This window comes from Aquirufa esocilacus, assembly GCF_042715595.1.
Classification (GTDB): Bacteria; Bacteroidota; Bacteroidia; order Cytophagales; family Spirosomataceae; genus Aquirufa; species Aquirufa esocilacus.
On the sequence record NZ_JBBKXX010000001.1, the window covers coordinates 717,192 to 741,453 of the forward strand.

A 24,262-nucleotide genomic window follows, 5' to 3' on the forward strand; every position below is an offset into this window, starting at 1 on the left:
CAATTTCGGGACAAAGACCTTTGCGAAACCTGACTTTACTCAGCTTTTATTCTGATTTTAGAACGGGATAAAAGTTGTCCTTTCCAATTCATTCCCCACGTCGCAATAACTAACATACTGATGGAATTAATCGGCATCAATATGGCTGCTATCAAAGGATATAAATTCCCCTGAATCGCATAGCTTAACCCAAATCCATTGTAAACCAAGGATAGCAAAAAGCTAGCTTTGATGAGTTGTAGGCCAAATTTGGAGTAGCGCAAATACTCCCCTAATCGAGGCAATTCAGAACCCTTTAAAATGGCATCAGACGACGGCGTAAAATGTAAGTGGTCATCTGAAACGGCGATACCTACGGCTGCCTGTTTTAAAGCCCCTGCATCGTTTAGTCCATCCCCTATCATGGCCACGATTTTACCTTGTTTTTGAAGTGATTGGATATATTCCATCTTCTCTAATGGGCTGCACTCAAATTTTACGTGATCTTGATTTTCAAACCAATCCAGTAAGTGAGCAGCGTGTTCTTTTTTATCGCCTGAAATCAAATGGACTTCATATTGATGTCTTAAATTATGCAACATTCCTTCCACCCCTGGTCTATTTTCCCACGGAAATTCGATAAATCCGATGGGCTCTTGGTTGATGGAAACGAACAAGCGTGTTTCAGAACTGATAAAACCCTCCGGAGTGCTGAGTTTATTCAACGTATATTTAGCGCTTCCGATTTGGATAAATAAGCCATCAAATGACGCTTCGATACCTTTTCCACTTAGTTCTTTAAATTCAGTTAAGGGTAAAAAGCTACGATGTTGTAGGAATTTTTTGACCTGCTTCGATAGTGGATGGGTGGATTGAAATACGAGTGAATAAATCGCGTTCCATTCGGTATCGTTCAAATCACGGTTGAAATGAACGCTAGGTTCCTGTTGACTTTGTAAGGTTAGCGTGCCTGTTTTGTCAAAAACCAAGGTGTCCACTTGGGCCATTCGCTCGAATGTTTGAATGTCTTTGATGAAAAAGTTAAACTTGGCGAGCCACCTGATTCCGTGGCCTAAGGCAAAAGGATAAGAAACGGCCAAGGCGCAAGGACAGGCAATGACCAAAATGCTCACTACCGCATTTGACCAGCGGCTTTGATCCACGTTGAACCAATAAATTCCCGCAATCGTGGCTAGACTTAACAGTATCACGGTGAAATACATCCCCACTTGGTTCGCAAAGTTCTCCCAGTTTTCCGTTTTGTGATTCGGATCTTTAAAGGCTTGTTGTTCCCAAAGCTGTGTTAAATGGCTCTGGTTCAACTCTTTGCTGATTTGAATTTCGATGGCCTCTCCTAGGTGTTTGCCACCTGCATAAATAGATTGACCTGCTTGAATAGGTATTAATTCGCTTTCGCCGGTGACAAAGCTGTAGTCCATTTGACTTTGGCCCTTTAATAAATAGGCATCAGCTGGAATAATCTCTTGATTTCGAATCAATAAACGATCCCCCACCTGAATCTCTTCTAAGGGTGCTGTTTCCTCTTTTCCATTCGCGATTTTTGTGACCACTAATGGGAAATAGGCTTTGTAATTGCGTTCAAACGAGAGGAAATCAAAAGATTTCTGCTGGAACCACTTCCCTATTAATAGGAAGAATATCAAGCCAGAAACAGAATCGATGTAGCCAGCACCCGTATGCGATAAAATTTCAAATACACTGCGACCATATCCTACCAGAATACCCAATAAAATGGGTAATTCAATGGTCATTTTGCGCAATTTTAGGTGCGCATAGACATTGCTAAAATAGTCCGAACCGGAATAGAATACGGCCACGCTACCCAAAGCTAGATTCAGGTAACCAAATAAAGCTTGAAGCGAAACATCGTCAATCCCTAAATATTCTGGAAAGCTGAATAGCATCGCATTCCCAGCACAAAAACCGGCGATTCCTAGCTTTAGAAATAGCTTTTTTTGATCATTATTTTGCGGTTTTTCTTCCGCATTCGAGATATGCGGTTCATACCCTAAGCTTGCAATTAAGGTGGCTAAGGCGCCTAAACTAAGTTGGTCTTCTTTAAACCAAACTGTGAGATCTTTCTTGCCAAAATTCAGACTCGTTTTTATAATCTGCGGATTCAACTTTTGCAGGTTTTCTAATAGATATAAACAAGAGCGGCAGTGAATAGCTGGCAGGTGGAAGCTAACTTTGGAAAAATCTGCATTCGAAAAGGTGATTAAACGATCCCTGAATGCTTTGTTGTTAAGAAAATCGAAATTCTTATCTGTAGGAGAAATGCCCGGATTAAGATCACAGTTGTAATATTCTTCTAGGTGATTATCATTCAGTAATTCGTAAACTTGTTCGCAACCATGGCAACAAAAAGTCTTTTCTTGATGAATGATAGGCGTTTCTGAACATTCATCTCCACAATGATAGCATATTACCTCTTCAAGAACCTCCGTGTACATGTGTAAAATCTAATGTTCAAATTTCCGGAGATTCAGGCTTGCTTTTCGTGACAAATAGCACATTGAAAACTGATGAACGTCAGGTATTGAAACCTTTCATCCCTCTAATTTCGCATTGTTATTTAAGCCAATGAACAATTTTTCAGATACGGAACGGAAAGTGTTAGCTAGTGGAATCGAACTCCGCTACTTGCCTGATGAATATTTATTTCGTCAAGGCCAAAAAGCAGAATTTGTATTTTACCTGCAAGAAGGCAGCCTCGTGTTAGAAGGACCGGTTGGCTTTGTGACCATCGATCGGAAAGGAGTTTTTATTGGAATTGAGGAAGCAATCGAAGAGAAAAAGCATTTGTATTCCGCTATGACGTCGAGTTATTCACAATTTTTGGTTTTTGAGCGGAAGTATTTCAAGCAGTTGATCGATGAATTCGATTTAGCACTTCCCTATTTTGAGTATAAAAAAGCGGAATTAAATGAACTTTTAAAAAAGGTTCAGCAGAAGTACGCTACGGTATAAGGGTTTAGAGTGGTATTTAATTGGGTTTCGGCTCCCTTTTGCTTTTAGCGGAAGGGAGCTTTATTTTAAGGGGCTATCCTTTTCCTTTTTCAGGGTATTATAGACCATTTTGTCCAAAAATCCATTCATCCATTTATTTAAGAATACGGTTAATTTGCCTTGGAAAGTGAGTACTAACGTCTTCTTCTTAGATTCGTAAGCCTCAGCAATGCGTTTGGCCACTTCTTCAGCAGACATCATTTTTCCCTCATCGCGCATGGAATCACCTGTCACTTTCCCCTCACTATTTAAAGAGGCAGCTCTAATATTCGAAGCGGTGAATCCCGGGCAAGCAATTAATACATGAACACCCGTTTCTAATAACTCAGTTCTCAAGGCTTCTAAGAAACCATTCATCGCGAATTTGGAGGCGGAATAGCCTGTTCTAACAGGAAGTCCGCGGTAACCTGCGATGGAAGAAATACCAATGATTCCTCCTTGCACGGCTTTAATATGTGGTAAAGCGGCATGGGTGGCGTAGACTGTTCCCCAAAAATTAATGTCCATCACTTGTTTCAAAACCTTTAAATCAACGGTCTCAAACATCGATCGCATGGAGATTCCTGCGTTATTGATTAGCAGGTCAATTCTGCCATATAATTGCATTACCTGATCTACCATAGCTCGTGTTTGTTCTTCAGACGCGGAATCACAGACAATACCTTTAGCTGCTATGCCTGCCGCTTGTAATTCTGTTTCGGCAGCGATTAGATTCTGCTCATTTCTACCCGTGATAACGATTTGAGCTCCTTTTCTGCCGTATTCAAAGGCTAATGCTTTTCCGATTCCAGAACTAGCTCCCGTGATGATAACTACTTGATTCTTCATGTGAATTAATTTCATCGCGAAGTTAAGGTTTTATCTTGAATTGGTTGGCTTGCCCACATAAAGCCGTATTTTTGTGCACATTTTTAGCAGCATGAGTAAGAAAAAAGAAAAGAAAGTCCCAGTGGTGTTGGAACAAATTGCCATTTTGGATTTTGCCGCAGAGGCAAAGTGTATTGCCAAAGTGAATGATGAAGTGGTTTTCGTACAAGGAGCCGTCGCTCCTGGCGATATCGCAGATTTGCGCGTTTTGAAGTCCAAAAAGAGCTTCAAACAAGCGCAAGCCATCAATATTCAACCTCTTTCCAAACACCGGACAGAGGTAGCCTGTAGCCATTTTGGCATTTGCGGCGGTTGTAAGTGGCAACACGTTTCTTATGAAGCTCAAACCGCCTTTAAAGCTCAACAAGTCAAAGATAATTTGACCCGCATCGCTAAAGTGAAATTACCCGAATTTCAACCGATTCTAGGTTCTGAGGAGACTTATTACTACCGCAATAAATTAGAATTCACCTTTTCTTGTGCTCGCTGGCTCACGGAAGATGAAATCGGTAAAGAAGATTTAGGATCCATGAATGCTTTAGGATTCCATGTTCCAGGTCGTTTTGATAAGATTTTACCTGTAGATCACTGCTATTTGCAGCCTGATCCATCCAATGCCATTCGCAATGGAGTACGTGATTTCGCTGAAGCGAATGGAATCTCCTATTATGAATTAAAGAACCAACAAGAGGGAGCTTTACGTAATTTGATTATCCGAAATACGGTTACAAATGAATGGATGGTCACTGTTCAGTTTGCCTATGCCACGGAAGAGGAAATCAAATTGGTCATGGAATACTTGAAGTCCACTTTCCCCATGATTACGTCATTGAATTATGTGGTAAACCAAAAAGGAAACGATACCTTCCATGATTTAGATGTGGTATGCTATCATGGGAAAGCCTTTATGGTGGAAACCATGGAGGATTTAAAGTTCCAAATCGGCCCCAAATCTTTCTTTCAAACGAATGCTAAACAAGCGCTAAAACTATACCAATTAGTGCGTGAATACGCTGATTTGCAAGGAAATGAAGTCGTTTATGACCTATATACAGGAACGGGGACTATCGGTTTGTTTTTAGCGAAGCACGCCTCTAAAGTTGTTGGTCTTGAATACGTCGAGATGGCTGTGGAAGATGCACGAATTAATGCCGAATTAAATGGTATCAAGAATGCAACATTCTTTGCCGGGGATATGAAGAAAGTTTTGACAGAAGAATTTATTGCTATTCACGGCGCTCCAGATGTCATTATTACCGATCCTCCACGTGCAGGTATGGATTTAGATGTAGTGAATCAAATTTTGGCAGTCAAACCGAAGAAGATCGTATATGTCTCGTGTAATCCTGCTACCCAAGCCCGCGATTTAGCTTTACTGGATGTTGCCTATGAAGTAGATGTCGTTCATCCGGTGGATATGTTCCCCCAGACGCATCATGTGGAGAATATTGTGAGGCTCATGCTTAAAGCATAAAGAATAGAGCATAAAGAATAGATATAGAAGTAAAAAGGGCGATTAATCGCCCTTTTTTATTTCACATGTTTATCCCCGACGGGGATTCAAAGTTTGTTCTTTATGCTTTGTGCTATAAGTTTTAAAAATTGCGAAGCTATTTTTAAAACGGCGTATTCAACGGATCATAATCCTCCGGCGGTAAATTCATCTTGCTCCCTTTGAACACCGCATCGTTGCTAGATTCAAAAGCAGACGTCTGATCGCCTAATGCGCTTAAATCAAAATTGCCTCCCTCATTATTAGAGAATGGTTGGAAATCAAGGTCACAATATTTAGTGAATTTACCAATGAATTTTAGCCAAACACTATCTAGCGAACCAGAACGATTTTTAGCCATGATAATCTCTCCCATTCCGGCCAAAGAATTACCTTGGTCATCTGCTGTTATATCATAATATTCTGGTCGGTAAATGAACATTACTTGATCGGCATCTTGCTCGATAGCACCTGATTCACGAAGATCGGATAATTGTGGTTTTTTATTACCACCTCGAGTTTCTGTAGAACGGTTTAATTGAGAAAGTGCGATTACAGGTACATCTAATTCTTTCGCTAATTGCTTCAGTGCACGGGAAATTTGGGCAATTTCCTGTTCACGGTTACCGCTAGCCCCTTTTCCTGAACTATCACCGGTCATTAACTGCAAGTAATCGATGACGATTAGGTCGATACCTTTTTGGGCCTTAAGACGACGACATTTTGCTCTTAACTCTAGGATTGATAAAGCCGGAGTATCATCGATGAACATATTTGCCTCAAATAATTTATTAATCTTCGAGTGCAATTGTTGCCATTCGTGTGGTTCTAATTTTCCTTTACGAATCTTTTCAGCTTCAATCTCTGCTTCTGCTGAAATAATACGATTTACAAGCTGAACCGCACTCATCTCCAGAGAGAATAAGGCTACAGAATGGCCAAAGTCAACCGCTGCATTTCTACAAGCAGAAACGACAAAGGCCGTTTTACCCATACCTGGACGAGCCGCGATAATAATTAATTCTTGTCTTTGCCAGCCTGATGTTAAGCGGTCTAAGTCCGTGAATCCAGATGGAACACCGGTTAAGCCACTCTTTTGTAATTGTTTCTTTTCTAGTTCATCTACTGCTTTTTTCAAGATATCCGACATACTTTCATAGTTCTTACGGATATTCGATTCTGCAATCGTAAAGAGCTCCTGCTCCATCTTATCTAACAAATGAAATACGTCAGACGTATCTTCGTAGGATAAGCGTTGGATTTCAGAGGAGATCTGAATCAGTTGACGCTTCAAATATTGCTCAATGATGATTCTGGCATGGAATTCAACGTTCGAGGTGGAACTAACCCGAGAGGTTAATTGAGCTAAATAACTAGTCCCTCCTGCTTTCTCCAAAGTGCCATTTTGCTTCAAATAATTGTTAACCGTTAATAAATCAACCGGTTGAGAAGCTTGGAATAAACCTTGGATGGCTTCAAAAATCAATTGATGTCCCTCTTTGTAAAAAGACGCAGGGCGTAATAGTTCAATGACATTCGCTAATGGCTCTTTTTCTAACATGAGCGCCCCTATCAACGCTTCTTCTAGGTCAACGGCCTGAGGAGGTAATTTACCTAAGCCCAAATCGCTTAAACGAGTGGGTCCCACCTGTGAACGAATTCCGGTAGCTGACTGATTTCCTTTTTTATGAATGGATGACGGGGTGTTAGATTCCATACCACAATTTTACGTTAAATTTTCAAAATTATCTTATAAAGGAAGATATTAAATTTCAAGAATTTCTTATTTTTACTTTCATACGATTTAAACCCATTTTTACTTGTTAGAAAAAATAATTTCCCTCTCAGAGGTCTCTCTAATTGACTTTTTAGGCGTTGCAAACGCAAATATCAATTTATTGATTAGCGCCTTTCCTCAGTCCAAAATCATCGCTCGTGGCGAACAATTAACCGTCCGTGGATCTAATGATCAGATTGCTTTAGTCGAAGCGATTGTCAACTCATGTTCGACCCATTTAGATAAGCACCATACGCTCACTGAAAAGCATATGCAAGCCTACATCGATGCGGTGTTGAATCCGACAGGTGAGGAATCAGAGCAGCCCTGGGTGGAGGATAAAGACGTGCTACTTTTTGGCAATAAAGGAATCGTTATTAAGGCCAAAACTCCAAATCAACGTAAATTAGTCGATGCCGCTACCACGAATGACATTGTCTTCGCGATTGGACCTGCAGGTACGGGTAAAACCTATACCGCAGTGGCGCTGGCAGTGAAAGCATTGAAAAACAAAGAAGTAAAGAAAATTATCATCACGCGTCCCGCTGTGGAAGCTGGAGAAAACTTGGGATTCTTGCCGGGGGATTTGAAAGAGAAAATTGATCCGTATTTGCGTCCTATTTATGATGCGTTGGATGATATGATTCCAGCGGAAAAATTGAAATTCTATTTAGAAAATAGGACTATTGAAATTGCTCCTTTGGCCTATATGCGCGGACGTACCTTAAATAAAGCTTTTATTTTGTTAGATGAAGCTCAAAACACCACTTCCATGCAAATGAAGATGTTTTTGACGCGTATGGGTATCCAATCTAAGACGATTATTACGGGTGACAAATCCCAAGTGGATTTACCTAAAAACCAAACATCAGGTCTGGGAGAAGCAGAACGCATCCTTTCTGGAATTAATGGGATTGCCTTTGTTGAATTGGATGGTTCAGACGTTGTTCGTCACCGATTAGTGCGTAAAATCATCGAGGCATATGGAAAGCAAGAAAAATAAGATCATTCAGGCGATTAGTCCGGAAGAAATCGAACAAGTGTTTGCCATTCGTACGGAAGTGTTTGTAAAAGAACAAAAGTGCTTGCCGTCTGAGGAATTTGACGAATTAGACGCGGTAGCCAAACATTTTTTACTGTTTGAAGACGCCACACCAGTGGCAACGGGTCGATACCGCAAAACAGAAAAAGGAATTAAGGTGGAGCGAATCGCTACGTTGGAGTCAGCCCGCGGTAAAGGCTATGCTTCTTTAATTATTCAGCATATTTTTGCTGAATCTGCTGCAGAATTTCCGGACTGCCATCATTATTATTTGCATGCACAAGTTTCTGTTATGCCTTTGTATGCTTCTTTAGGATTTCAGCCTTATGGAGATACGTTTATTGAGGCGGATATAGTGCATCAGGCGATGGAGTTAGACAGTGGACAGTGGGCAGTCGGCAGTGGGCAGTAAAAACGCTGAAGTCAAAGTGGATTGCTTGTAAATAAAAAAGCCAGAACAATGTTCCAGCTTTATTATTTAACTAATTCTGTCTACTGCCGACTGGCCACTGCCGACTAAAATGGTAAATCATCACCACTCTCAGCCGCTAATGGAGGGAATTGGTATCCTCCTGCTGCTGGTGTAGGCTCCACTCCTGCTGGGATTGAACCAGTACGATCTAAACGATACGCACGGATTTCTGTATACCAACGCTCGTTGTATTCTCTTGATTCTACGTTGAATTGCACTTTAACGATTTCGCCCTCTTGAACTGGCGTTAAATCTTGTGTTTTATCACCCCAAACTGACATACACACCTTTTTAGGGTATTGATCTTGTGTTTCGATCACAAATTCTTGCTTGATCCAGTTGGTGCCGTTTTTACCTGTTCCTGTAACCTCAGGTAATTTCTTGATTAATTTTCCGCTTATTTCTAAAGCCATTGTACTAATTTTTTTGAGTTCCGTAATTGTTGGCAAGTAAGTAAATAATTGGTAATTTTACTAACCGTTTTTGGCGATGTGGTGAAATTGGTAGACACGCTACCTTGAGGTGGTAGTGCCGTTAAGGTTTGGGAGTTCGAATCTCCCCATCGTCACTTAATTTTTTGTTTAATCTGTAAATCATGTTGAAGATGAAACCTTACAGTGTATTGCTTTACTATAACTATACTCCTATTCCGAATCCGGAAGAGTACCGAGTAAAACACCACCTTTTTTGTATTGAGAATAACCTTTTGGGACGTATTATCGTCGCTGCTGAGGGTTTAAATGGAACCGTTTCTGGTTTAAAAGCAGATTGCGATGCTTACATGAAATGGTTAGAAAATGATCCCATTTTTGCTGGGTCAGATTTTGACTTCAAAATCGATTATCATGAAGCGCATACGTTTAATAAATTACACGTTCGCGTTAAAAATGAAATTGTGCATTCTGATTTAGGGGTTGATCCTCGCGTTAGAACGGGCAAGCATTTGAAGCCGAAGGAATTCAAGCAATTATTGAAGAATGACCCAGATGTCGTCTTGGTTGATATGCGTTCGAATTACGAACACGAATTAGGTCGTTTCAAAGGCGCTTACACCTTTGATATGGAGAATCTGCGCGATTTACCTGATCATGTGCAGGAGATTGAGCATTTGAAAAACAAAAAGGTCATTACCTATTGTACAGGTGGGATTAAGTGTGAAAAAGCATCTGCCTATCTCATTGAAAAAGGATTTACGGATGTCTATCAATTGCACGGAGGTATCATTAAATATGGTCTAGAAGAAGGTGGCGAGGATTTTGATGGTTCATGCTATGTTTTTGATAACCGAGTAGCGACGCCGGTTAATTCGGTAAATCCGGAGATTGTATCAGAATGCCATGTCTGCCATACGAAATCTGATCATATGGTCAATTGTGCGAATCCGGAATGCAATGAGCATTTAGCTATTTGCCCATCCTGTCTTAAAGAGATGGAGGGCGCCTGTTCCCCTGAATGTAAAGAGCATCCGCGGAAACGGCCTTACAATGAGAAAGGGTATTATTCCAAAAACTCAGTGGGTTATTCTCCTGAATTAGGATTCAAGTCCTTTAAACGGACAGAGAAAATAGAAAAACAAAAAAAGGCTCAATTATGAGCCTTTTTTGTTTCTAAAATGTGATACTCCTGAATCAGTGCAGGTGTCTCGGGACTTAGTGTAAAATACACTTCGGCACTTCCTTTTTCTCCATCAATTCGAAAGGTGCCTCTCAGGTTATTTTCTGGTTCAATCTCTTGAATGGATCGAATGGCGCCTATTTTAACAAAGATTGCTTTCGCTTCAGCCGCCAACTTATCCGGGAAATAATCAAGGAAGAAGTTTTCTGCAAAAATTTCCGATTCAGTCGCGTTCTTCCATTCTGGCAATAGGCGAACTAGTTCGGATTGTCTTTGCTTTAAAATAGCAGATGCTGGTAATTTTCGTGGACTCAGTTTAGTAGAAGAAATGAGGGAATCTATCACTTTGAGGTTAATAAAACTCGCTGGAGCGTAGGTCACGTTTGCGAAAGCGATGACGCCTAAATCATAATCCGGATAAATACGCCAATTACTTCCAAAACCAGGTAATCCTCCTGAATGTCCCACAGAGCGTCTTCCTTGATCATCTTGTAGGAAGCTTAAACCATAGCCATAGGAAGTAAAGGAACTCCCGATTCGGCCGTTTGGATACGTGTATTTGGGATTAAAACCGCTGATATTCCATGGGAATTGCATTTCTCGTATTGAACTACGTTTAAGTGGACCTTTTTCTGTTTCATCACGCTCAGGCCAGGCAGATAAATGCAAAGCTGTGTATTTGCTGAAATCTTCTAAAGTCGTAATCAACCCTCCCATCGCGCCATAAGCTCCATCGTGTTCCATCGGTTGTTTTACCCATTTATTATCTATCCAGCGATATCCATAGGCTAATTTGTTTGCTGGAACCTCAGCGTATTCCCAATAGGTATTATTCATCCCTAAAGGTTTGAAAATATGCTCTTTGATGTAGGATTGATAGCTTTGACCACTCACGTTTTTGATGATTAAACCTAACATCGCGAATCCCATATTACTGTATTCGTAGCTAACGCCTGGGTTTGTGGAGAAAGTTATTCCTTTTTTGATCATCGCCTTAAAGGTCTCATCCGAAATGCCAAGTTGGCGATCACCCCAAGGGTTATCTTCTGGAAATCCGGCGGCATGAGTCAACAAATGGCGAATCGTGATAACAGGAGCGTCTTTTGTGAGCGATTGAGTGGTTTTTAATTCCGGAATGTAATTAGCAGCCGGATCGTCTAAGCGTAATTTACCCGCATCTCTCAGCTGAAGAATGGCCATACTCGCAAAGCTTTTAGACATCGAAGCAATGCGAAAATCAATCGTCTTGTCGGCCTTTATGCCGTTCTCGATTTGAGCAAGACCTAGTGCATTGGAATGAATTAAACGGCCATTATATACGATTCCATAAACGAGACCTGGCATTTTAGAAAGGTTCGCTTGTTGTTGAAATAAGGAATCAAGCGTGGGAATGAACGAACGAATCTTTTCATCGTTTGTTTGAGCGCTAATACTGAAACTTGCCGCTAGTAGGCAGAATAGAAATTTTCTCATCGTTTCTTTTTGGCTAAATTCTCCTGAACTCTAAATAAGGTAATCTCTTTTATCAGTTCCAAAGGCATAGGTGAGTGATAGGGAAACTTGATCGCCCCTTTAGACCCCTCGTAAGGCGCTAATTCTTGTACGAAATTCTTGATTCCACTCGGTGTAGGGTAAAAACCTAGATGGTTATTCCAGGCCGCAAAGTGGATTAAATTGCCATTTAACTTGAAGGTGGGCATCCCGTAAGACATCGTTTCTTCCGTTTCCTCCGGTACGACCGAACGAATCGCATCACGCACTTCGATTAAAATTTTCTGTGTGGCCTCCGGAAAGGTCTTGATGTATTCTTCCATAAATATTAGGCTAATTGTCTATGTCTAACGAATAAAAATAAGGGGAATGCAAAGGCAAAACCTATTAAAACGGTTGCCAATAAATAAAGATACAGGTATTTGATTTTAATACGTAAACCCTCTACCAGTATAAAAAAGGTGCCTGCGATGGCGCCGGTCCAAAAGTCACAACTTAAACTTTTAGCGTAAGGGTTTGCCGTCCAAGTGCTTTGGACAAAATCAATGACATCAAATTTTCCGTTATTCAACATCATTCCCTCGTATACGTAGTAAAAGGTGATACTCCCACCTACCAGGGAAAGAACTAAATAGAGATAGTGTGCATTTTTCATACGATTGATTTTATGGTGATATTTCGGCCGCGCATTTCGATGCGGTCCCCTACTCTTTTGCCTTTTAATTCCAATCCAAGTGGCGATTCAATTGAAATGGCGTAAATGGAATCTAGTTTGCCGTATCCGATGGATATAAAATAAGTTTCTTGATCTGTTTCTACTAGGCTTCCCTCAGAAATGACCTTAGAGGCAGGTAAATCAGCAAGTCTGTCTAATTTGGCAATAGAATTAAGCGTATTATCCACTAAAGCGCTTAGCTTATCCATTTCTCGCTGCATCATTTCTCGACCGGTTTCAAATTTATCCCCAGCACTACTTTTGGTGTCTGAATCGCGGGATTCTTTGGCCAAAACATATTCTCTACGGGCTTCTTCTAGCGTATTTTCCAAAATGGAACGAAGATTTGCCTGTATTTGAGACTTAGTACTTTTCATGAATGACTTATTACATTGGAAAATTATCAATAAATTTGCGCATGACCTATTTCTCTCCCACAGACTTGATTATAAATCCGGATGGAAGTTCTTATCATTTGAACTTGCGGTCTGATCAGATTCCGGATACCCTTATTTTGGTGGGTGATCCAGAGCGTGTTCCCGCTGTTTCTGCCTTTTTTGATGAAGTCATTGAAATCGTTCATAAAAGGGAATTTGTGACTCATTTAGGCGTTTTAAGGGGTAAAAAGATCGGTGTATTATCCAGTGGTATTGGTGCGGATAATGTGGAGATTGTGATGAATGAACTAGATGCTTTGGTTAATATTGATTTTCAAACGCGTCTGGAGAAAACTGAAAAAAAATCGTTACAGCTCATCCGAATCGGCACTTCGGGTAGTATTCAGTCCCATATCCCAGTGGATTCGATTTTGATTTCGACTGCTGCGATTGGATTTGATAATTTAGCCCAATTCTATGATTTTGATTCTGCTATGTCAATATCCGAAGATGTTTTAGCCACTTGGAATAAAGCAATTGATTATCCATTGCCTCTGTATGCAGCTAAGGCTAGTGCTTCGCTTTGCGCACAATTTGCTCCATTGAATGCATTTACTGGTGTTACCTTAACGGCACCAGGATTTTATGCGCCGCAAGGACGCACGATAAGAATGCAATCGATAAGACCTGATTTTTTAGAAAAAGTCGCTGCTGCTAAGTTAGGTGAACAAGAAATCACCAATATCGAAATGGAAACGGCAGCCTATTACGCCTTTGGTGGCGCTATGGGGCACGAAATGATTTCATTGAATGCTATTTTAGCGAACCGCATCACGAATGAATTTTCGAAAGATCCGGAGGGACAAATTCGGTCTTTGATTAAAAAAGCTATAGCATTAATCGCATAACGTAATCATCCATCACATAGCCGTTGCCTATGTCTAGGATCATTTCACGGTCTTTGATGAAACCTTTCTTCAGGTAAAATTCTACCGCGGAGTTATGTTTGTTGACGTTTAAATAGATAGATGAGAGTCCCATCAATCGAGCTTGATGACTAATCTGTGCGATAATAAAACTTCCAGCGCCTTTTTGTTTGACGGATGGTCGCATATAGAGTTTATGCAATTTACCATCAGTCTCTGAGGTCTTTTCAAAAGCACAATAGCCGATCGCCGCACCATCCATTTCTAACATGGAGAAAATTTCGATTTGCTTTTGCAGAACCTCTGACGCATACATCATTGGAATCATGTACAAAGTCTGCTCCTCCGTTAAAATATGGCCATAGGTGGGTCTCCAGGCTTCTTCTGCTATTTCTTGAATGAGGGGGATGTCTTCGAGCGTCGCTTTGCGTAAAATCATAGCCAAAATTTGTAAATTGCAGTCAAAATAGCAACATATGAAGCCACTTATTCTCATCGCAAACGACGATTCAATCTATTCCAAAGGTATCCGCGTTCTTACTGAAATCATGTCCGAAATGGGCGAAGTAGTAGTGGTCGCTCCGGATACGCACCAATCCGGTATGGGTCATGCGATAACCTTGGGTGAGCCGTTGCGCGTGGTGAAAACGAATGATTTTGGCGATCACATTCAATCCTACAAGTGTTCAGGAACTCCCGCTGATTGTGTGAAGATCGGTAAACACCAAATTCTAAAAGGACGGAAAATTGATTTAGTCGTTTCGGGTATTAACCACGGTTCGAATGCTTCGATTGCGGTTTTATATTCAGGAACCATGTCTGCAGCTATTGAAGCGGCGATGGAGGGAATTCCGGCTATCGGATTCTCCCTTTGTGATTTTGCATCAGATGCTGATTTTTCACATTGCCACGATTATATCATCAAAATTTGCCAACAGGTCCTCGTGCATGGATTACCTAAAGGATTGACACTAAACGTGAATTTCCCCGCACATTCTTCCATGCCATTGCAGGGGGTTAAAGTGGTGAAACAAGCCAATGCGATCTTTAGAGAGCGTTTTGAAGAGCGTAAAGATCCGTATGGTAAGCCCTATTACTGGATGGATGGAGATTTGCACAACGAGGACTTGAACAATAACACAGATTTAGATGCTTTAGCAGAAAATTATGTCAGCATTGTACCCGTCAAATATGATTTGACAGATTATGATGAATTAAAGCAAATGCAAAGCTGGGATCTTTAATAGTGTCAACACGCTCAAGGCGTCAGTAATCTGGCCATTTTGAGCCATTTCAATCGCCTCTTTTAACGGTAACTTACGGATTTTCAATTGTTCGGTTTCCTCTGGGCAGGCTTGGTGCTGGCTTAGGTTTTGGGCCAAATACATCACCGCTTTTTCATCGCTCACCGAATTCGAAAGATACACCTCCCCTAGTTCTGTCCAATCTGCGGCTACTAATCCAGTTTCTTCCAATAGTTCGCGTTTAGCAGCGGCTAAAGTAGATTCTCCCGATTCGATGGAACAACCACCCTCCGGAACCTCCCAAGAATAGGCATTCAGCGTATAGCGGTATTGACCTACTAAATAGGTGAAACCCTCTGCATCGATGGCCACAATGGAAATAGCCGTATTTTTAAAATGGACTTTCCCATAAATTCCTGGATTTCCGGCTGGATTCAAGACTTCATGGTGTTCTACTCGTATCCAAGCATTCTCGTAAGCCGTTTCTTGATTTAGTGTTTTCCAAGGATTGTTTTCCGTTTCCATCCGGTAAAAATACTATCTTTGTCTTAATGAAACAGCGGCTTGTCTTTCTTTCTTTTGTCCTTTCGGTGCTCATCATGGCAGCGAAGTTTGCCGTCTACTATGCGAGTGGATCCACAACGCTATTGACTGATGCATTGGAGTCGATTATCAATGTGGTCGCGGCTTGTTTTGCCTATTATTCCATCTATTTAGCGTCCTTACCTAAGGATTTGAATCATCCGTATGGCCACGGAAAGATTGAATTTTTCGCCTCTGGATTAGAGGGTGTGCTCATATTATTAGCAGCGGCCTATATTTTTCTTCATGCGTCTCAGCATTTATATGCCTCGCCTGAGCTGAAAAGTTTAGACGTAGGTATGGCTGTTTCCTTTGTTTCTGCCGCCATAAATGGCTTAATGGGTTATTTTTTAGTTAAAAAAGGTCGCTCCTCCCACTCTCCTGCCCTGATCGCAGATGGTAAACACTTGCGTCTTGATGCCTATAATGGAATTTTAGTCGTTGCTGCTTTGGCGCTTACCTATTTTACCCACTGGTTTTGGGTCGATTCAGTGGCATCCTTTTTATTCGCTGGTTTTATGTGCTGGCAAGGTGTGCATTTAATTAGAGAATCGGTGGCGGCTTTAATGGATGAGACAAATCCTGCCTTATTCCAAAAGGTGACTGACTGGGTGGTAGCAAACAAAAAAGAGGAATGGATTGATCTACATAATCTACGCGTCCAACAATATGGAGGTGATTTGCATATCGATTGCCACTTGACTTTGCCGCGTTATTGGGATTTACACAGAACACATGAAGAAATTCACGGCTTTGAAGAAATGTTAGGCGCATTACAAGCAACCCACGTGGAGATATTCGTCCACGCGGATCCTTGTTTAGATGAGTGTTGCAGTCATTGCTCGATCGCTGATTGTGCAATTAGAAAAGCGGCTTTTTCGAACAAAATAGAATGGAATCAAATGAATTTGGCCTTAAACCAAAAACATTTCAATGAGACTCTAGCTCGTTCTTAGGGACCCGATTCCTCCGTCTACCCCAATAACTTGTCCCGTAATCCATGAATTGGCTGGATTCAATAAGAATGCCGCTAAATTAGCCACATCTTCTGATTGACCTACACGTCCTAGTGGATGTCTTTTACCTCCTGCCTCGATTTTCTCTGGAGAATTTAATAGAGCTCCCGCTAATGGAGTTTGTGTTAAAGAAGGTGCAATGGCATTCACTCTAATTTTGTTAGCCGCTAGTTCTGCTGCTAAAGAACGTGTTAAACCCTCAATAGCTCCTTTAGCGCTCGCAATCGAAGCGTGAAAGCCCATGCCTGTTTGAACGGCCACGGTGCTGAAAAGGACAATAGATGAAGTCGCAGACTGTTTCAATACTGGCAATAGTGCCTGAATCACGCGAACTGCACCTAACACGTTAATCTGAAAGTCTTTCTCAAAATCTGCCGAAGTCAAGCGATGAAAGGGCTTTAAATTAATGCTTCCCGGGCAATAGGCGATTCCATCTACAGGTCCGGTGATGGCCGCAATACCGGAATCATCCGAATCTAACGCATCCCAGCTATGGTTTTCTACTCCATTAATGGAGGAAGGATTTCTCGAGAAGTTAATCACTTCATGGCCAGCAGCAAGCAAAGCAGTAGCAATGGACTCACCAATTCCTTGGCTAGCCCCAACAATAACGTATTTTCCCATGATTTAGGCTTGAATAGATTGTAAGAATTCTCTTCTAGTATTGTCCTCTTGGAATTTACCTCCATAGTAGGACGTAATGGTCGAGGTAGCCTCGTCTTTTACTCCTCTAGAAGAAACGCACAAGTGTTTTGCATCAATAAAAACAGCAACGTGATCAGTTTTCAAGACTCTTTGAAGATGTTTCGCAATTTGCATGGTGAGACGCTCTTGCACCTGAGGTCTTTTGGCATAAAACTGTACAATACGATTCAACTTCGAAAGGCCAATCACTTGTCCTGAAGAAATGTATGCAATGTGTGTTTTACCCATAATAGGTACGAAATGGTGCTCACAATTAGAATAGAACGATATGTTCTTTTCGATCAGCATTTCATTATACTGATATTTATTCTCAAATAAGGCTATTTTAGGCTCATTAGCAGGATTTAATCCGCTAAAGATTTCTTCGATGTACATTTTAGCTACTCGCTTAGGAGTACCACGTAATGAGTCATCTGTTAGGTCTAAACCCAATGTTAACATGATCTCACGGAAGTGAGATTCAATGATGGCTATTTTCTCCGAATCAGAAATATCAAAAGCATCCTCCCTCATCGGTGTTTCGATAGAGGTGGCTACATGATTATCTCCTATTTCCTCGTCTGTTAACAAGAAACGGTCAGTATCAATTAGCAGGGAATTCAACGAAATTTCTTTCTGTTTCATACAATCTGATTTTTAAATCTAATTTAGAAGGGAGTTTAGCCCTCAGTTTGTTATAAATCACCAGGACGATGTTTTCTGCAGTAGGATTCAAATTAGCGAACTCAGGCACGTCTAAATTTAAATTCTTATGATCAAATTTTTTGCAAACTTCTGTTTGGGCTAAATCTGATAAAAACTTCGTATCAATGACATAACCCGTTTCTGGGTCAATTGTTCCGGTTACCTGGATAATTATTTCATAATTGTGTCCGTGGTAATTCGGATTGTTACATAAACCGAAAATTTCTTTGTTTTTCTCTGCTGTCCAAAATGGATTATGCAAACGGTGCGCAGCATTGAAATGTTCTTTTCGGAATACGGTAACGCGTGGGGCTTCAGTCATTTTTTCTAAATTCTTATAAATTTAAAGTATTTTCCTTAAATTTCATCTTTGTAACACCTATTAGACCTATCATTAACAAAATGAAAAGAAGGAAGTTTATTTCCGATTCCTTAGTATATACCTCGGGTACCGCTTTATTCCCCACTTTTCTACGACAGATACCAGAAGAACAAACAAAAGTGCGTTTAGGTTTTATTGGCGTAGGCTTAAGAGGCCAAAATCACTTGGAGATGGCCATGTATCGTCCGGATGTTGAGGTCGTTGCTATATGCGATATAGATCCTAAAGCGATTGATATCGCTTTAAAGATGGTTTCTGACAAAGGGCGTACCGCTCCTACGGTCTACGGGAAGACAGAAAAAGATTTTGAAAATTTAGCCAAGCGCAATGATATCGATGGCGTGGTGATTGCAACTCCCTGGGAGTGGCATGTTCCGATGGCCTTAGAAGTGATGAAGCAAGGTAAATATGCGGGCGTAGAAGTATCTGCGACGGTTACCTTGAAAGAATCGTGGGATCTCGTGAATATGTACGAGAAGACGGGTTCTCATTGCATGATTTTAGAGAACGTATGTTACCGTCGGGATGTACTCGCGACGTTGAATATGGTTCGACAGGGGATGTTTGGGACCTTAAATCACGTACAGTGTGGTTACCAGCACGATTTACGGGAAGTAAAATTCAATGATGGAAATCAGGCCTATGGTGGTGGAGTGGAGTTTGGGGAGAAAGGTTTTTCTGAGGCCAAATGGCGCACCCAGCATTCTGTCGATCGTAACGGAGATTTGTATCCGACACATGGTTTAGGACCGGTGGCTGAGATGTTAAATATTAATCGGGGAAATCAGTTTGCTTATTTAACCGCGATGGCCACACCTGCTTTGGGACTACATAATTACATCGTGGAAAAAGGAGGCGCTGATCATCCGAATGCGAAAGTGGATTTCAAATGTGGTGATATCGTCCAAACGATGATTAAATGTGTGAATGGCGAAACCATTCTCATTACACATGATACGAATTCTCCACGTCCTTATTCTTTAGGTTTCCGAGTTCAAGGAACGAAAGGTTTATGGATGGAAGATAATAAATCAATCTATTTAGAGGGAATTTCGCCCAAAGCGCATCGCTGGGAAGAAGCCAAGCCCTATTTAGAGAAATACGATCACCCTTTATGGAAAGCGCACGCAGCTGATGCGGAGAATGCAGGTCATGGTGGTATCGATTATTTTGTGTTAAGAGCCTTTATCGAGGCAATTAAGGCGAAAGTAGCACCACCAATCGATGTGTATGATGCGGCGGCTTGGTCTGCGATTGCGCCACTTTCTGAGGAGTCTATTAAGAAGGGCTCCGCTCCTATCCAAATACCTGATTTTACACGCGGTAAATGGAAAAAAAATCAACCAATTTTTGCTTTAAACGATCAATACTAAACCTATGAACCAATCAAAAAACGTTAACGGACCTCTATTAATTATCGGTATACTCTTCTTTGTCTTTGGTTTTGTGACCTGGGTGAATTCGGTTTTAATTGCCTTTTTTAAAGATGCCTTTAAATTAACTTCATTCGAATCTCTTTTAGTAACAACCGCCTTTTTTATTTCGTATTTTGTGATGGCGATTCCGTCGTCTTGGGTTTTGACAAAAACCGGCTTTAAGAAAGGAATGTCGCTAGGACTTTTGACTATGGCAGTAGGTACCCTATTGTTTATTCCAGCGGCGCAAATGTCTAATTATGAGATGTTTTTATTTGGTTATCCAGTGGTATCATTTAGTTATCCGATGTTTTTATTTGGGCTTTTTGTGATCGGTACGGGTTTAGCTTTATTACAAACTGCCTCTAATCCTTATGTGACAATTTTAGGTCCAGCTGAATCTGCGGCACAACGTATTTCAGTGATGGGTATTTGCAATAAGGTAGCAGGTATTTTAAGTCAATTCATTTTTGGTGGTCTTTTCCTTTCGAGTGCGGTAGCTGAATCCGAAAAATTATCTATTGTAATTATGCCCTATGGCATTATGACAGCCGTATTAGTTGTTTTGGCTGTTTGGGTGTGGTTCTCCTCATTGCCTGAAGTGGAAGCTGAAGAAACGGTAGAAGAAGCAGGACAAGTGAAATCAAGTGTTTGGGCTTATCCTAACTTAGTTTTAGGTCTGGTTGCATTCTTTCTTTATGTGGGTGTTGAGGTGATCGCTGGAGACACGATTATTAGTTATGGTGTTTCACAAGGCTTTAGTAAAGATGTCGCTAAAATATTTACAACGTATACTTTATATGGTATGTTAGCGGGTTATATTATCGGTATCTTATTCATTCCAAAATATTTATCTCAACAAAAGGCCTTGAATTTTTCGGCTATTTTGGGTGTTTTCTTTTCTATCGGTGCCATAGCTTTGAATGGTTATTTATCTGTTTTGTGCTTAGCCTTATTAGGCTTGGCAAATGCTTTAATGTGGCCGGCATTATGGCCATTGGCTATTAAGGGATTAGGTAAGTTTACCAAAATTGGTTCCGCCTTGATCATTATGATGATTTCTGGTGGTGCTTTGATCCCATTAGTCTATGGTTCTTTGGCGGATAAACTAGGGGATACCCAAATTGCCTACGCGATAATGATCCCATGCTATTTATTTATTCTTTTTTACGCAACAATTGGTCATAAAAAGAGTTCTTGGTAGTAGAATTGCCTATTTTTGCGTTTTAAACTAGCTATGTCTATTCATTCTCTGATCACTGATCCTTTACTTATTGACGGTAATACCTATGCCTCTTCTTTGTATGCCTATGAAAGAAGACGTACGATTCCGGTACAAATAGGTGATCTTTATTTAGGATCTGACTTCCCTATTCGGATTCAATCGATGACCACGGTGGATACCATGGATACGCTTGGCTCTATCGAGCAATCCATCCGAATGATTGATGCGGGTTGTGAATTAGTACGTATCACAGCTCCCTCTGTAAAGGAAGCGCAAAATCTAGAGAATATTCGCAAAGGTCTCCGGCAACGTGGTTATACCACTCCCTTGGTGGCAGATATTCACTTTACGCCAAACGCAGCGGAATTGGCTGCTAGAATCGTGGAAAAAGTGCGTGTTAATCCAGGTAATTATGCGGACAAAAAGCGTTTTGAAACCATTGATTATACCGATGTTTCTTATGCTGCTGAATTAGATCGAATTCGGGACAAATTTTTGCCTTTGGTGAATATTTGCAAGGAATATGGAACGGCCATGCGTATTGGTACGAACCATGGTTCGCTTTCTGATCGGATTTTGAGTCGCTATGGAGATACTCCACTAGGGATGGTGGAATCTGCTTTGGAGTTCTTGCGTATCTGCGAGGATGAAAACTATTTCAACATTGTGCTTTCGATGAAATCATCGAATACACAGGTGATGGTGGAAGCTTATCGGTTATTGAGTAAAAGATTAAAGGATGGTGGATTTAAAGACTATCCAATGCACTTAGGTGTGACCGAAGCTGGAGAGGGTGAAGATGGTCGAATTAAGTCGGCTGTAGGCATAGGAACGCTATTAGAAGATGGATTAGGCGATACCATTCGCGTGTCCTTAACGGAGGATCCAGAATTTGAGATTCCGGTGGCCCAGGATTTAGTCTGTCGGTATGATACACGGGCTTCTTCACAAGATCCCATTGGTGTTTTTACCGGGCTTTCGGTAGCCTTTGATTCCCCTATTCATCCGTTTGCGCATTCACGTAGAAAGACATCTGAGATATTCTCCATTGGAGGGCATCAGGTGCCACGGGTAATTGCTGATTTTTCTTCTAAGTCAAACATTACGATAACAGATTTAAAAGCGGTAGGTCACTTCTATTTGCCGGAGCCTGATAAATGGGCGATGAATGATCTAGGAGCTGATTTTATTTATACAGGCCAACAGTCACTTGATTTTATGTTGCCTAATGGCTTGCGTCAAATTCAGGATGCTTCGGTTTGGAATCCGTCTGAATATGTATATCCATTATTTGACTATGCAGCGTATCAAGCTGCCGCTCACAAGCATACAACGTTAAATTTCGTCTCTCTAGACGTTGCAGAATTAGTCGCTGGCGCAGATAAATTTGATGAGACGACTGTGATTGTTCTTCATACAACGAATGCACATCAAATGCCGGCGATTCGTCGTGCGTTTTTCCATTTGCTTGAGAAAGGAATTGAAAATCCCGTGATTATTCACTTAAACTATACCTCTGTTTCAGACGATCAATTCCAATTGTTCGCTCCTACAGATGCAGGAGCCTTGTTTATTGATGGTTTAGGGGATGGATTAATGCTCAGCATAAAACATGCAAAGAATAAGGAAGCTCTGTGTAATGCAACGAATTTTGGGACCTTACAAGCTAGTAGAATGCGTATTTCTAAAACCGAATACATTTCATGTCCGTCTTGTGGTCGCACCTTATTTGATTTGCAAGAAACGACAGCCATGATTCGCCAAAAAACGGATCATTTAAAAGGAATCAAGATTGGTATTATGGGATGCATCGTGAATGGACCTGGAGAAATGGCTGATGCAGACTATGGCTATGTAGGGATAGGAAAAGATAAAATTGCGCTCTATAAAGGGCAAGAGGTAGTTAAAAAATCCGTGCCGGCTAACTCTGCCGTTGATGAGTTGATTCAGTTAATAAAAGAACATGGGGATTGGCGTGAGCCGTCTGTAAACGAATAATACAATGAGCAGATTAAGAGAACAATTCAAAGTAGGCGAAGTATTCACGTATTTTATTCGTGTTTTTCAAAAGCCGAAGCCAGGTGCACCTGCCAATTTTAATATCCGTGCCATGCACACGATCAACAAGATTTCCATCTTGATGTTTCTTATTTGTTTGATCGTAATGATTTACCGCGCGTTTATACGCTAATTATTTCGTTCCGTATAGGCACCAGTTTGACTTTGCTTTTTTCAAAGCAGCCACGTCTTTCGTTTTGCCTTTTACGTAATCGCATAAGAATTGATTTTCTTTCGGCCCCAAAGCGCCGGGCATGGAATTAATTAATTGATCAATCACTTTCATGGCCTGCGTTGTTTTTCTTTGCTTGAAAAGCATATCAGACTCCACCATCCACGTTCTTCGAACAATACTGGAACGATCTAGCCCTGTTTTGGCCATTTGTACTTTTAATTTTACCATCCCCGCTTCACCTAATTGCGTAGCTCGAGAGCTGGTTAACGTAATTTGGAAGATATTCTCATAAATCATGCGTACTACTGACGGGTCGTAAATCGAATTATAATAATTCAAATTTCGAATGAAATAGTCAAATAAGCGGTTTTCATGATTCATTAAGGCTACTTGCATTAGATTGAAAGTAGATTGTGAACTGTATTGCTGCGTTGTTAACAAGGAGATATAGGCATTCATGGCCTTGATATTGGATAACGTATCTCCTGTAATACGGGCATATTCAGCATAATTAATTAACATGCCCGGGTTTTTCTCACCTGCTGCTAATCGCTTGGGAAATTGAGCTGCTTGTTCAGCTGGAATAATAGCCTTTGTCCCTATCCCATTTACCATGGCAACCGTATTTTCTTTCTCTCCAAAGATTCTCGCCTGTATAATTTTCATCGACTTAGGCTCAAAGAAAACAAAAGTAGGTGTCGCATTAACAATGATTCCTGCCTGCTTTAATACCATTTGATTCGCTGGATTGCGAATGTCTAATTGATAATTAACAAAATTCTTGTTGTAGACCGCTCCTACTGCAGGTTGAGAAAATACGCCCTTAAATGAATTGCAAATATGGCAATCTGGGGCATATATTTCCATAAAAAGCAATTTATTCTGCTTTATGGCTTCGGTTCTTGCTTCTTGTAAGGAAGAAGCCGAACTGAAATTGATGCCTTGTGAGTATCCTAAAAAGGGTAATATTAGGAATAGGAGTATTTTTTTCATA

Annotated in this window: 26 protein-coding genes and 1 tRNA gene; 13 read left to right on the forward strand and 14 right to left on the reverse strand. The window is 40.8% G+C overall.

Translation table 11 applies throughout. From position 1 onward, the window contains the following. Positions 1-35 precede the first annotated feature (35 nt). Positions 36-2,453, reverse strand: coding sequence for a heavy metal translocating P-type ATPase (locus tag SKC37_RS03100; protein WP_377980059.1), 2,418 nt, complete (start codon positions 2,451-2,453; stop codon positions 36-38). Between the two features lie 130 nt (positions 2,454-2,583). Here SKC37_RS03100 and SKC37_RS03105 point away from each other — a divergent pair, with 130 nt between their 5' ends. Then, entirely contained in the window at positions 2,584-2,970 is a 387-nt protein-coding gene (locus SKC37_RS03105; RefSeq protein ID WP_377980060.1) for a cyclic nucleotide-binding domain-containing protein, read from the forward strand. A gap of 60 nt (positions 2,971-3,030) precedes the next feature. On the opposite strand, the gene SKC37_RS03110 is transcribed toward SKC37_RS03105, so the two are convergent. Continuing rightward, the gene (locus SKC37_RS03110; protein ID WP_377980061.1) at positions 3,031-3,837 is read right to left on the reverse strand and encodes an SDR family oxidoreductase; all 807 of its coding nucleotides are present in this window, start codon (positions 3,835-3,837) and stop codon (positions 3,031-3,033) included. Positions 3,838-3,928: 91 nt separating this feature from the next. Here SKC37_RS03110 and rlmD point away from each other — a divergent pair, with 91 nt between their 5' ends. Next, a complete protein-coding gene (rlmD, locus tag SKC37_RS03115; RefSeq protein ID WP_377980062.1) occupies positions 3,929-5,350 on the forward strand; it encodes a 23S rRNA (uracil(1939)-C(5))-methyltransferase RlmD in 1,422 nt (473 codons plus the stop codon). A 142-nt stretch (positions 5,351-5,492) separates the two neighbouring features. Here the strand turns inward: rlmD and dnaB are convergent, their stop codons facing one another. Beyond that, positions 5,493-7,085 (reverse strand): replicative DNA helicase, encoded by a 1,593-nt coding sequence (gene dnaB / locus SKC37_RS03120; RefSeq protein ID WP_377980063.1) that lies wholly within the window; start codon positions 7,083-7,085, stop codon positions 5,493-5,495. A gap of 103 nt (positions 7,086-7,188) precedes the next feature. On the opposite strand from dnaB, the gene SKC37_RS03125 reads away from it, so the two are divergent. Continuing rightward, the gene (locus tag SKC37_RS03125; protein ID WP_377980064.1) at positions 7,189-8,148 is read left to right on the forward strand and encodes a PhoH family protein; all 960 of its coding nucleotides are present in this window, start codon (positions 7,189-7,191) and stop codon (positions 8,146-8,148) included. Then, positions 8,129-8,599 (forward strand): GNAT family N-acetyltransferase, encoded by a 471-nt coding sequence (locus SKC37_RS03130; protein ID WP_377980065.1) that lies wholly within the window; start codon positions 8,129-8,131, stop codon positions 8,597-8,599. Before SKC37_RS03125 ends, SKC37_RS03130 begins: the two co-directional genes overlap by 20 nt. A 104-nt stretch (positions 8,600-8,703) precedes the next feature. On the opposite strand, the gene SKC37_RS03135 is transcribed toward SKC37_RS03130, so the two are convergent. Beyond that, positions 8,704-9,072, reverse strand: coding sequence for a DUF3127 domain-containing protein (locus SKC37_RS03135; protein ID WP_130896587.1), 369 nt, complete (start codon positions 9,070-9,072; stop codon positions 8,704-8,706). 72 nt (positions 9,073-9,144) lie between these two features. Here SKC37_RS03135 and SKC37_RS03140 point away from each other — a divergent pair. Both SKC37_RS03140 and trhO read left to right on the forward strand, forming a co-directional pair. Continuing rightward, a tRNA-Leu gene (locus SKC37_RS03140) sits at positions 9,145-9,227 on the forward strand. A gap of 36 nt (positions 9,228-9,263) precedes the next feature. Further along, complete coding sequence (gene trhO / locus SKC37_RS03145; RefSeq protein WP_377980066.1) at positions 9,264-10,253, forward strand: oxygen-dependent tRNA uridine(34) hydroxylase TrhO; 990 nt, start codon at positions 9,264-9,266, stop codon at positions 10,251-10,253. Here the strand turns inward: trhO and SKC37_RS03150 are convergent. Genes SKC37_RS03150 through SKC37_RS03165 form a run of 4 tightly spaced genes read right to left on the reverse strand, consistent with a single transcriptional unit; the run spans position 10,244 to position 12,856 of the window. After that, on the reverse strand, positions 10,244-11,746 hold the full coding sequence (locus tag SKC37_RS03150) for a serine hydrolase domain-containing protein (RefSeq protein WP_377980067.1): 1,503 nt from the start codon (positions 11,744-11,746) through the stop codon (positions 10,244-10,246). The two genes, trhO and SKC37_RS03150, sit on opposite strands and share 10 nt — an antisense overlap. Next, positions 11,743-12,087 carry an iron chaperone gene (locus SKC37_RS03155; protein WP_223130553.1) on the reverse strand — a complete coding sequence of 115 codons (345 nt, stop codon included), beginning with the start codon at positions 12,085-12,087 and terminating at the stop codon, positions 11,743-11,745. Before SKC37_RS03155 ends, SKC37_RS03150 begins: the two co-directional genes overlap by 4 nt. Positions 12,088-12,092: 5 nt before the next feature. Next, entirely contained in the window at positions 12,093-12,419 is a 327-nt protein-coding gene (locus SKC37_RS03160; RefSeq protein ID WP_252622801.1) for a DUF2834 domain-containing protein, read from the reverse strand. Next, positions 12,416-12,856: a hypothetical protein gene (locus tag SKC37_RS03165; RefSeq protein ID WP_377980068.1), complete on the reverse strand. Its 441-nt coding sequence runs from the start codon at positions 12,854-12,856 to the stop codon at positions 12,416-12,418. The genes SKC37_RS03160 and SKC37_RS03165 overlap by 4 nt, the downstream gene beginning before the upstream one ends. A 2-nt stretch (positions 12,857-12,858) precedes the next feature. Between SKC37_RS03165 and SKC37_RS03170 the strand changes: the two genes are divergently transcribed. Further along, positions 12,859-13,764 (forward strand): nucleoside phosphorylase, encoded by a 906-nt coding sequence (locus SKC37_RS03170; RefSeq protein ID WP_377980069.1) that lies wholly within the window; start codon positions 12,859-12,861, stop codon positions 13,762-13,764. Here the strand turns inward: SKC37_RS03170 and SKC37_RS03175 are convergent. After that, positions 13,745-14,221 (reverse strand): GNAT family N-acetyltransferase, encoded by a 477-nt coding sequence (locus SKC37_RS03175; protein ID WP_377980070.1) that lies wholly within the window; start codon positions 14,219-14,221, stop codon positions 13,745-13,747. The genes SKC37_RS03170 and SKC37_RS03175 overlap by 20 nt on opposite strands. Positions 14,222-14,258: 37 nt before the next feature. Between SKC37_RS03175 and surE the strand changes: the two genes are divergently transcribed. Further along, the gene (surE, locus tag SKC37_RS03180; RefSeq protein ID WP_377980071.1) at positions 14,259-15,026 is read left to right on the forward strand and encodes a 5'/3'-nucleotidase SurE; all 768 of its coding nucleotides are present in this window, start codon (positions 14,259-14,261) and stop codon (positions 15,024-15,026) included. Here surE and SKC37_RS03185 read toward each other — a convergent pair. Next, on the reverse strand, positions 14,997-15,551 hold the full coding sequence (locus tag SKC37_RS03185; protein ID WP_377980072.1) for an NUDIX domain-containing protein: 555 nt from the start codon (positions 15,549-15,551) through the stop codon (positions 14,997-14,999). The genes surE and SKC37_RS03185 overlap by 30 nt on opposite strands. A 26-nt stretch (positions 15,552-15,577) precedes the next feature. Here SKC37_RS03185 and SKC37_RS03190 point away from each other — a divergent pair, with 26 nt between their 5' ends. After that, positions 15,578-16,564: a cation diffusion facilitator family transporter gene (locus tag SKC37_RS03190; protein ID WP_377980073.1), complete on the forward strand. Its 987-nt coding sequence runs from the start codon at positions 15,578-15,580 to the stop codon at positions 16,562-16,564. Here the strand turns inward: SKC37_RS03190 and SKC37_RS03195 are convergent. From SKC37_RS03195 to SKC37_RS03205, 3 genes are read right to left on the reverse strand one after another with little or no spacing between them, the layout of a single operon-like run. Then, positions 16,550-17,248 carry an SDR family NAD(P)-dependent oxidoreductase gene (locus SKC37_RS03195; RefSeq protein WP_377980074.1) on the reverse strand — a complete coding sequence of 233 codons (699 nt, stop codon included), beginning with the start codon at positions 17,246-17,248 and terminating at the stop codon, positions 16,550-16,552. The genes SKC37_RS03190 and SKC37_RS03195 overlap by 15 nt on opposite strands. Positions 17,249-17,251: 3 nt before the next feature. After that, positions 17,252-17,953 carry a GTP cyclohydrolase I FolE gene (gene folE, locus SKC37_RS03200; RefSeq protein ID WP_377980075.1) on the reverse strand — a complete coding sequence of 234 codons (702 nt, stop codon included), beginning with the start codon at positions 17,951-17,953 and terminating at the stop codon, positions 17,252-17,254. After that, a complete protein-coding gene (locus tag SKC37_RS03205; RefSeq protein WP_377980076.1) occupies positions 17,913-18,335 on the reverse strand; it encodes a 6-pyruvoyl trahydropterin synthase family protein in 423 nt (140 codons plus the stop codon). Before SKC37_RS03205 ends, folE begins: the two co-directional genes overlap by 41 nt. Positions 18,336-18,415: 80 nt before the next feature. Here SKC37_RS03205 and SKC37_RS03210 point away from each other — a divergent pair, with 80 nt between their 5' ends. The 4 genes from SKC37_RS03210 to SKC37_RS03225 are packed head-to-tail and all read left to right on the forward strand — an operon-like array spanning position 18,416 to position 23,226. Continuing rightward, positions 18,416-19,768, forward strand: a complete 1,353-nt coding sequence (locus tag SKC37_RS03210; RefSeq protein ID WP_377980077.1) for a Gfo/Idh/MocA family protein — start codon at positions 18,416-18,418, stop codon at positions 19,766-19,768. Between the two features lie 4 nt (positions 19,769-19,772). Further along, positions 19,773-21,014, forward strand: a complete 1,242-nt coding sequence (gluP, locus tag SKC37_RS03215; RefSeq protein WP_377980078.1) for a glucose/galactose MFS transporter — start codon at positions 19,773-19,775, stop codon at positions 21,012-21,014. Positions 21,015-21,047: 33 nt separating this feature from the next. After that, positions 21,048-23,033, forward strand: a complete 1,986-nt coding sequence (gene ispG / locus SKC37_RS03220) for a (E)-4-hydroxy-3-methylbut-2-enyl-diphosphate synthase (RefSeq protein ID WP_377980079.1) — start codon at positions 21,048-21,050, stop codon at positions 23,031-23,033. Between the two features lie 4 nt (positions 23,034-23,037). After that, the gene (locus SKC37_RS03225) at positions 23,038-23,226 is read left to right on the forward strand and encodes a DUF6728 family protein (protein ID WP_377980080.1); all 189 of its coding nucleotides are present in this window, start codon (positions 23,038-23,040) and stop codon (positions 23,224-23,226) included. On the opposite strand, the gene SKC37_RS03230 is transcribed toward SKC37_RS03225, so the two are convergent. Next, positions 23,227-24,261: a thioredoxin family protein gene (locus tag SKC37_RS03230; protein WP_377980081.1), complete on the reverse strand. Its 1,035-nt coding sequence runs from the start codon at positions 24,259-24,261 to the stop codon at positions 23,227-23,229. Position 24,262 lies beyond the last annotated feature (1 nt).

Excerpts from the sequence above, each read along its gene's own strand:
- SKC37_RS03100 (WP_377980059.1), bottom strand. The coding sequence starts at position 2,453 with ATGTACACGGAGGTTCTTGAAGAGGTAATATGCTATCATTGTGGAGAT.
- SKC37_RS03175 (WP_377980070.1), bottom strand. The coding sequence starts at position 14,221 with ATGATTTTACGCAAAGCGACGCTCGAAGACATCCCCCTCATTCAAGAA.
- surE (WP_377980071.1), top strand. The coding sequence starts at position 14,259 with ATGAAGCCACTTATTCTCATCGCAAACGACGATTCAATCTATTCCAAA.
- SKC37_RS03105 (WP_377980060.1), top strand. The coding sequence starts at position 2,584 with ATGAACAATTTTTCAGATACGGAACGGAAAGTGTTAGCTAGTGGAATC.
- SKC37_RS03205 (WP_377980076.1), bottom strand. The coding sequence starts at position 18,335 with ATGACTGAAGCCCCACGCGTTACCGTATTCCGAAAAGAACATTTCAAT.
- SKC37_RS03150 (WP_377980067.1), bottom strand. The coding sequence starts at position 11,746 with ATGAGAAAATTTCTATTCTGCCTACTAGCGGCAAGTTTCAGTATTAGC.
- SKC37_RS03170 (WP_377980069.1), top strand. The coding sequence starts at position 12,859 with ATGACTTATTACATTGGAAAATTATCAATAAATTTGCGCATGACCTAT.
- SKC37_RS03190 (WP_377980073.1), top strand. The coding sequence starts at position 15,578 with ATGAAACAGCGGCTTGTCTTTCTTTCTTTTGTCCTTTCGGTGCTCATC.
- SKC37_RS03155 (WP_223130553.1), bottom strand. The coding sequence starts at position 12,087 with ATGGAAGAATACATCAAGACCTTTCCGGAGGCCACACAGAAAATTTTA.
- gluP (WP_377980078.1), top strand. The coding sequence starts at position 19,773 with ATGAACCAATCAAAAAACGTTAACGGACCTCTATTAATTATCGGTATA.
- SKC37_RS03110 (WP_377980061.1), bottom strand. The coding sequence starts at position 3,837 with ATGAAGAATCAAGTAGTTATCATCACGGGAGCTAGTTCTGGAATCGGA.
- SKC37_RS03130 (WP_377980065.1), top strand. The coding sequence starts at position 8,129 with ATGGAAAGCAAGAAAAATAAGATCATTCAGGCGATTAGTCCGGAAGAA.
- SKC37_RS03165 (WP_377980068.1), bottom strand. The coding sequence starts at position 12,856 with ATGAAAAGTACTAAGTCTCAAATACAGGCAAATCTTCGTTCCATTTTG.
- SKC37_RS03135 (WP_130896587.1), bottom strand. The coding sequence starts at position 9,072 with ATGGCTTTAGAAATAAGCGGAAAATTAATCAAGAAATTACCTGAGGTT.
- rlmD (WP_377980062.1), top strand. The coding sequence starts at position 3,929 with ATGAGTAAGAAAAAAGAAAAGAAAGTCCCAGTGGTGTTGGAACAAATT.
- SKC37_RS03185 (WP_377980072.1), bottom strand. The coding sequence starts at position 15,551 with ATGGAAACGGAAAACAATCCTTGGAAAACACTAAATCAAGAAACGGCT.
- trhO (WP_377980066.1), top strand. The coding sequence starts at position 9,264 with ATGAAACCTTACAGTGTATTGCTTTACTATAACTATACTCCTATTCCG.
- SKC37_RS03195 (WP_377980074.1), bottom strand. The coding sequence starts at position 17,248 with ATGGGAAAATACGTTATTGTTGGGGCTAGCCAAGGAATTGGTGAGTCC.
- folE (WP_377980075.1), bottom strand. The coding sequence starts at position 17,953 with ATGAAACAGAAAGAAATTTCGTTGAATTCCCTGCTAATTGATACTGAC.
- dnaB (WP_377980063.1), bottom strand. The coding sequence starts at position 7,085 with ATGGAATCTAACACCCCGTCATCCATTCATAAAAAAGGAAATCAGTCA.
- SKC37_RS03210 (WP_377980077.1), top strand. The coding sequence starts at position 18,416 with ATGAAAAGAAGGAAGTTTATTTCCGATTCCTTAGTATATACCTCGGGT.
- ispG (WP_377980079.1), top strand. The coding sequence starts at position 21,048 with ATGTCTATTCATTCTCTGATCACTGATCCTTTACTTATTGACGGTAAT.
- SKC37_RS03160 (WP_252622801.1), bottom strand. The coding sequence starts at position 12,419 with ATGAAAAATGCACACTATCTCTATTTAGTTCTTTCCCTGGTAGGTGGG.
- SKC37_RS03225 (WP_377980080.1), top strand. The coding sequence starts at position 23,038 with ATGAGCAGATTAAGAGAACAATTCAAAGTAGGCGAAGTATTCACGTAT.
- SKC37_RS03230 (WP_377980081.1), bottom strand. The coding sequence starts at position 24,261 with ATGAAAAAAATACTCCTATTCCTAATATTACCCTTTTTAGGATACTCA.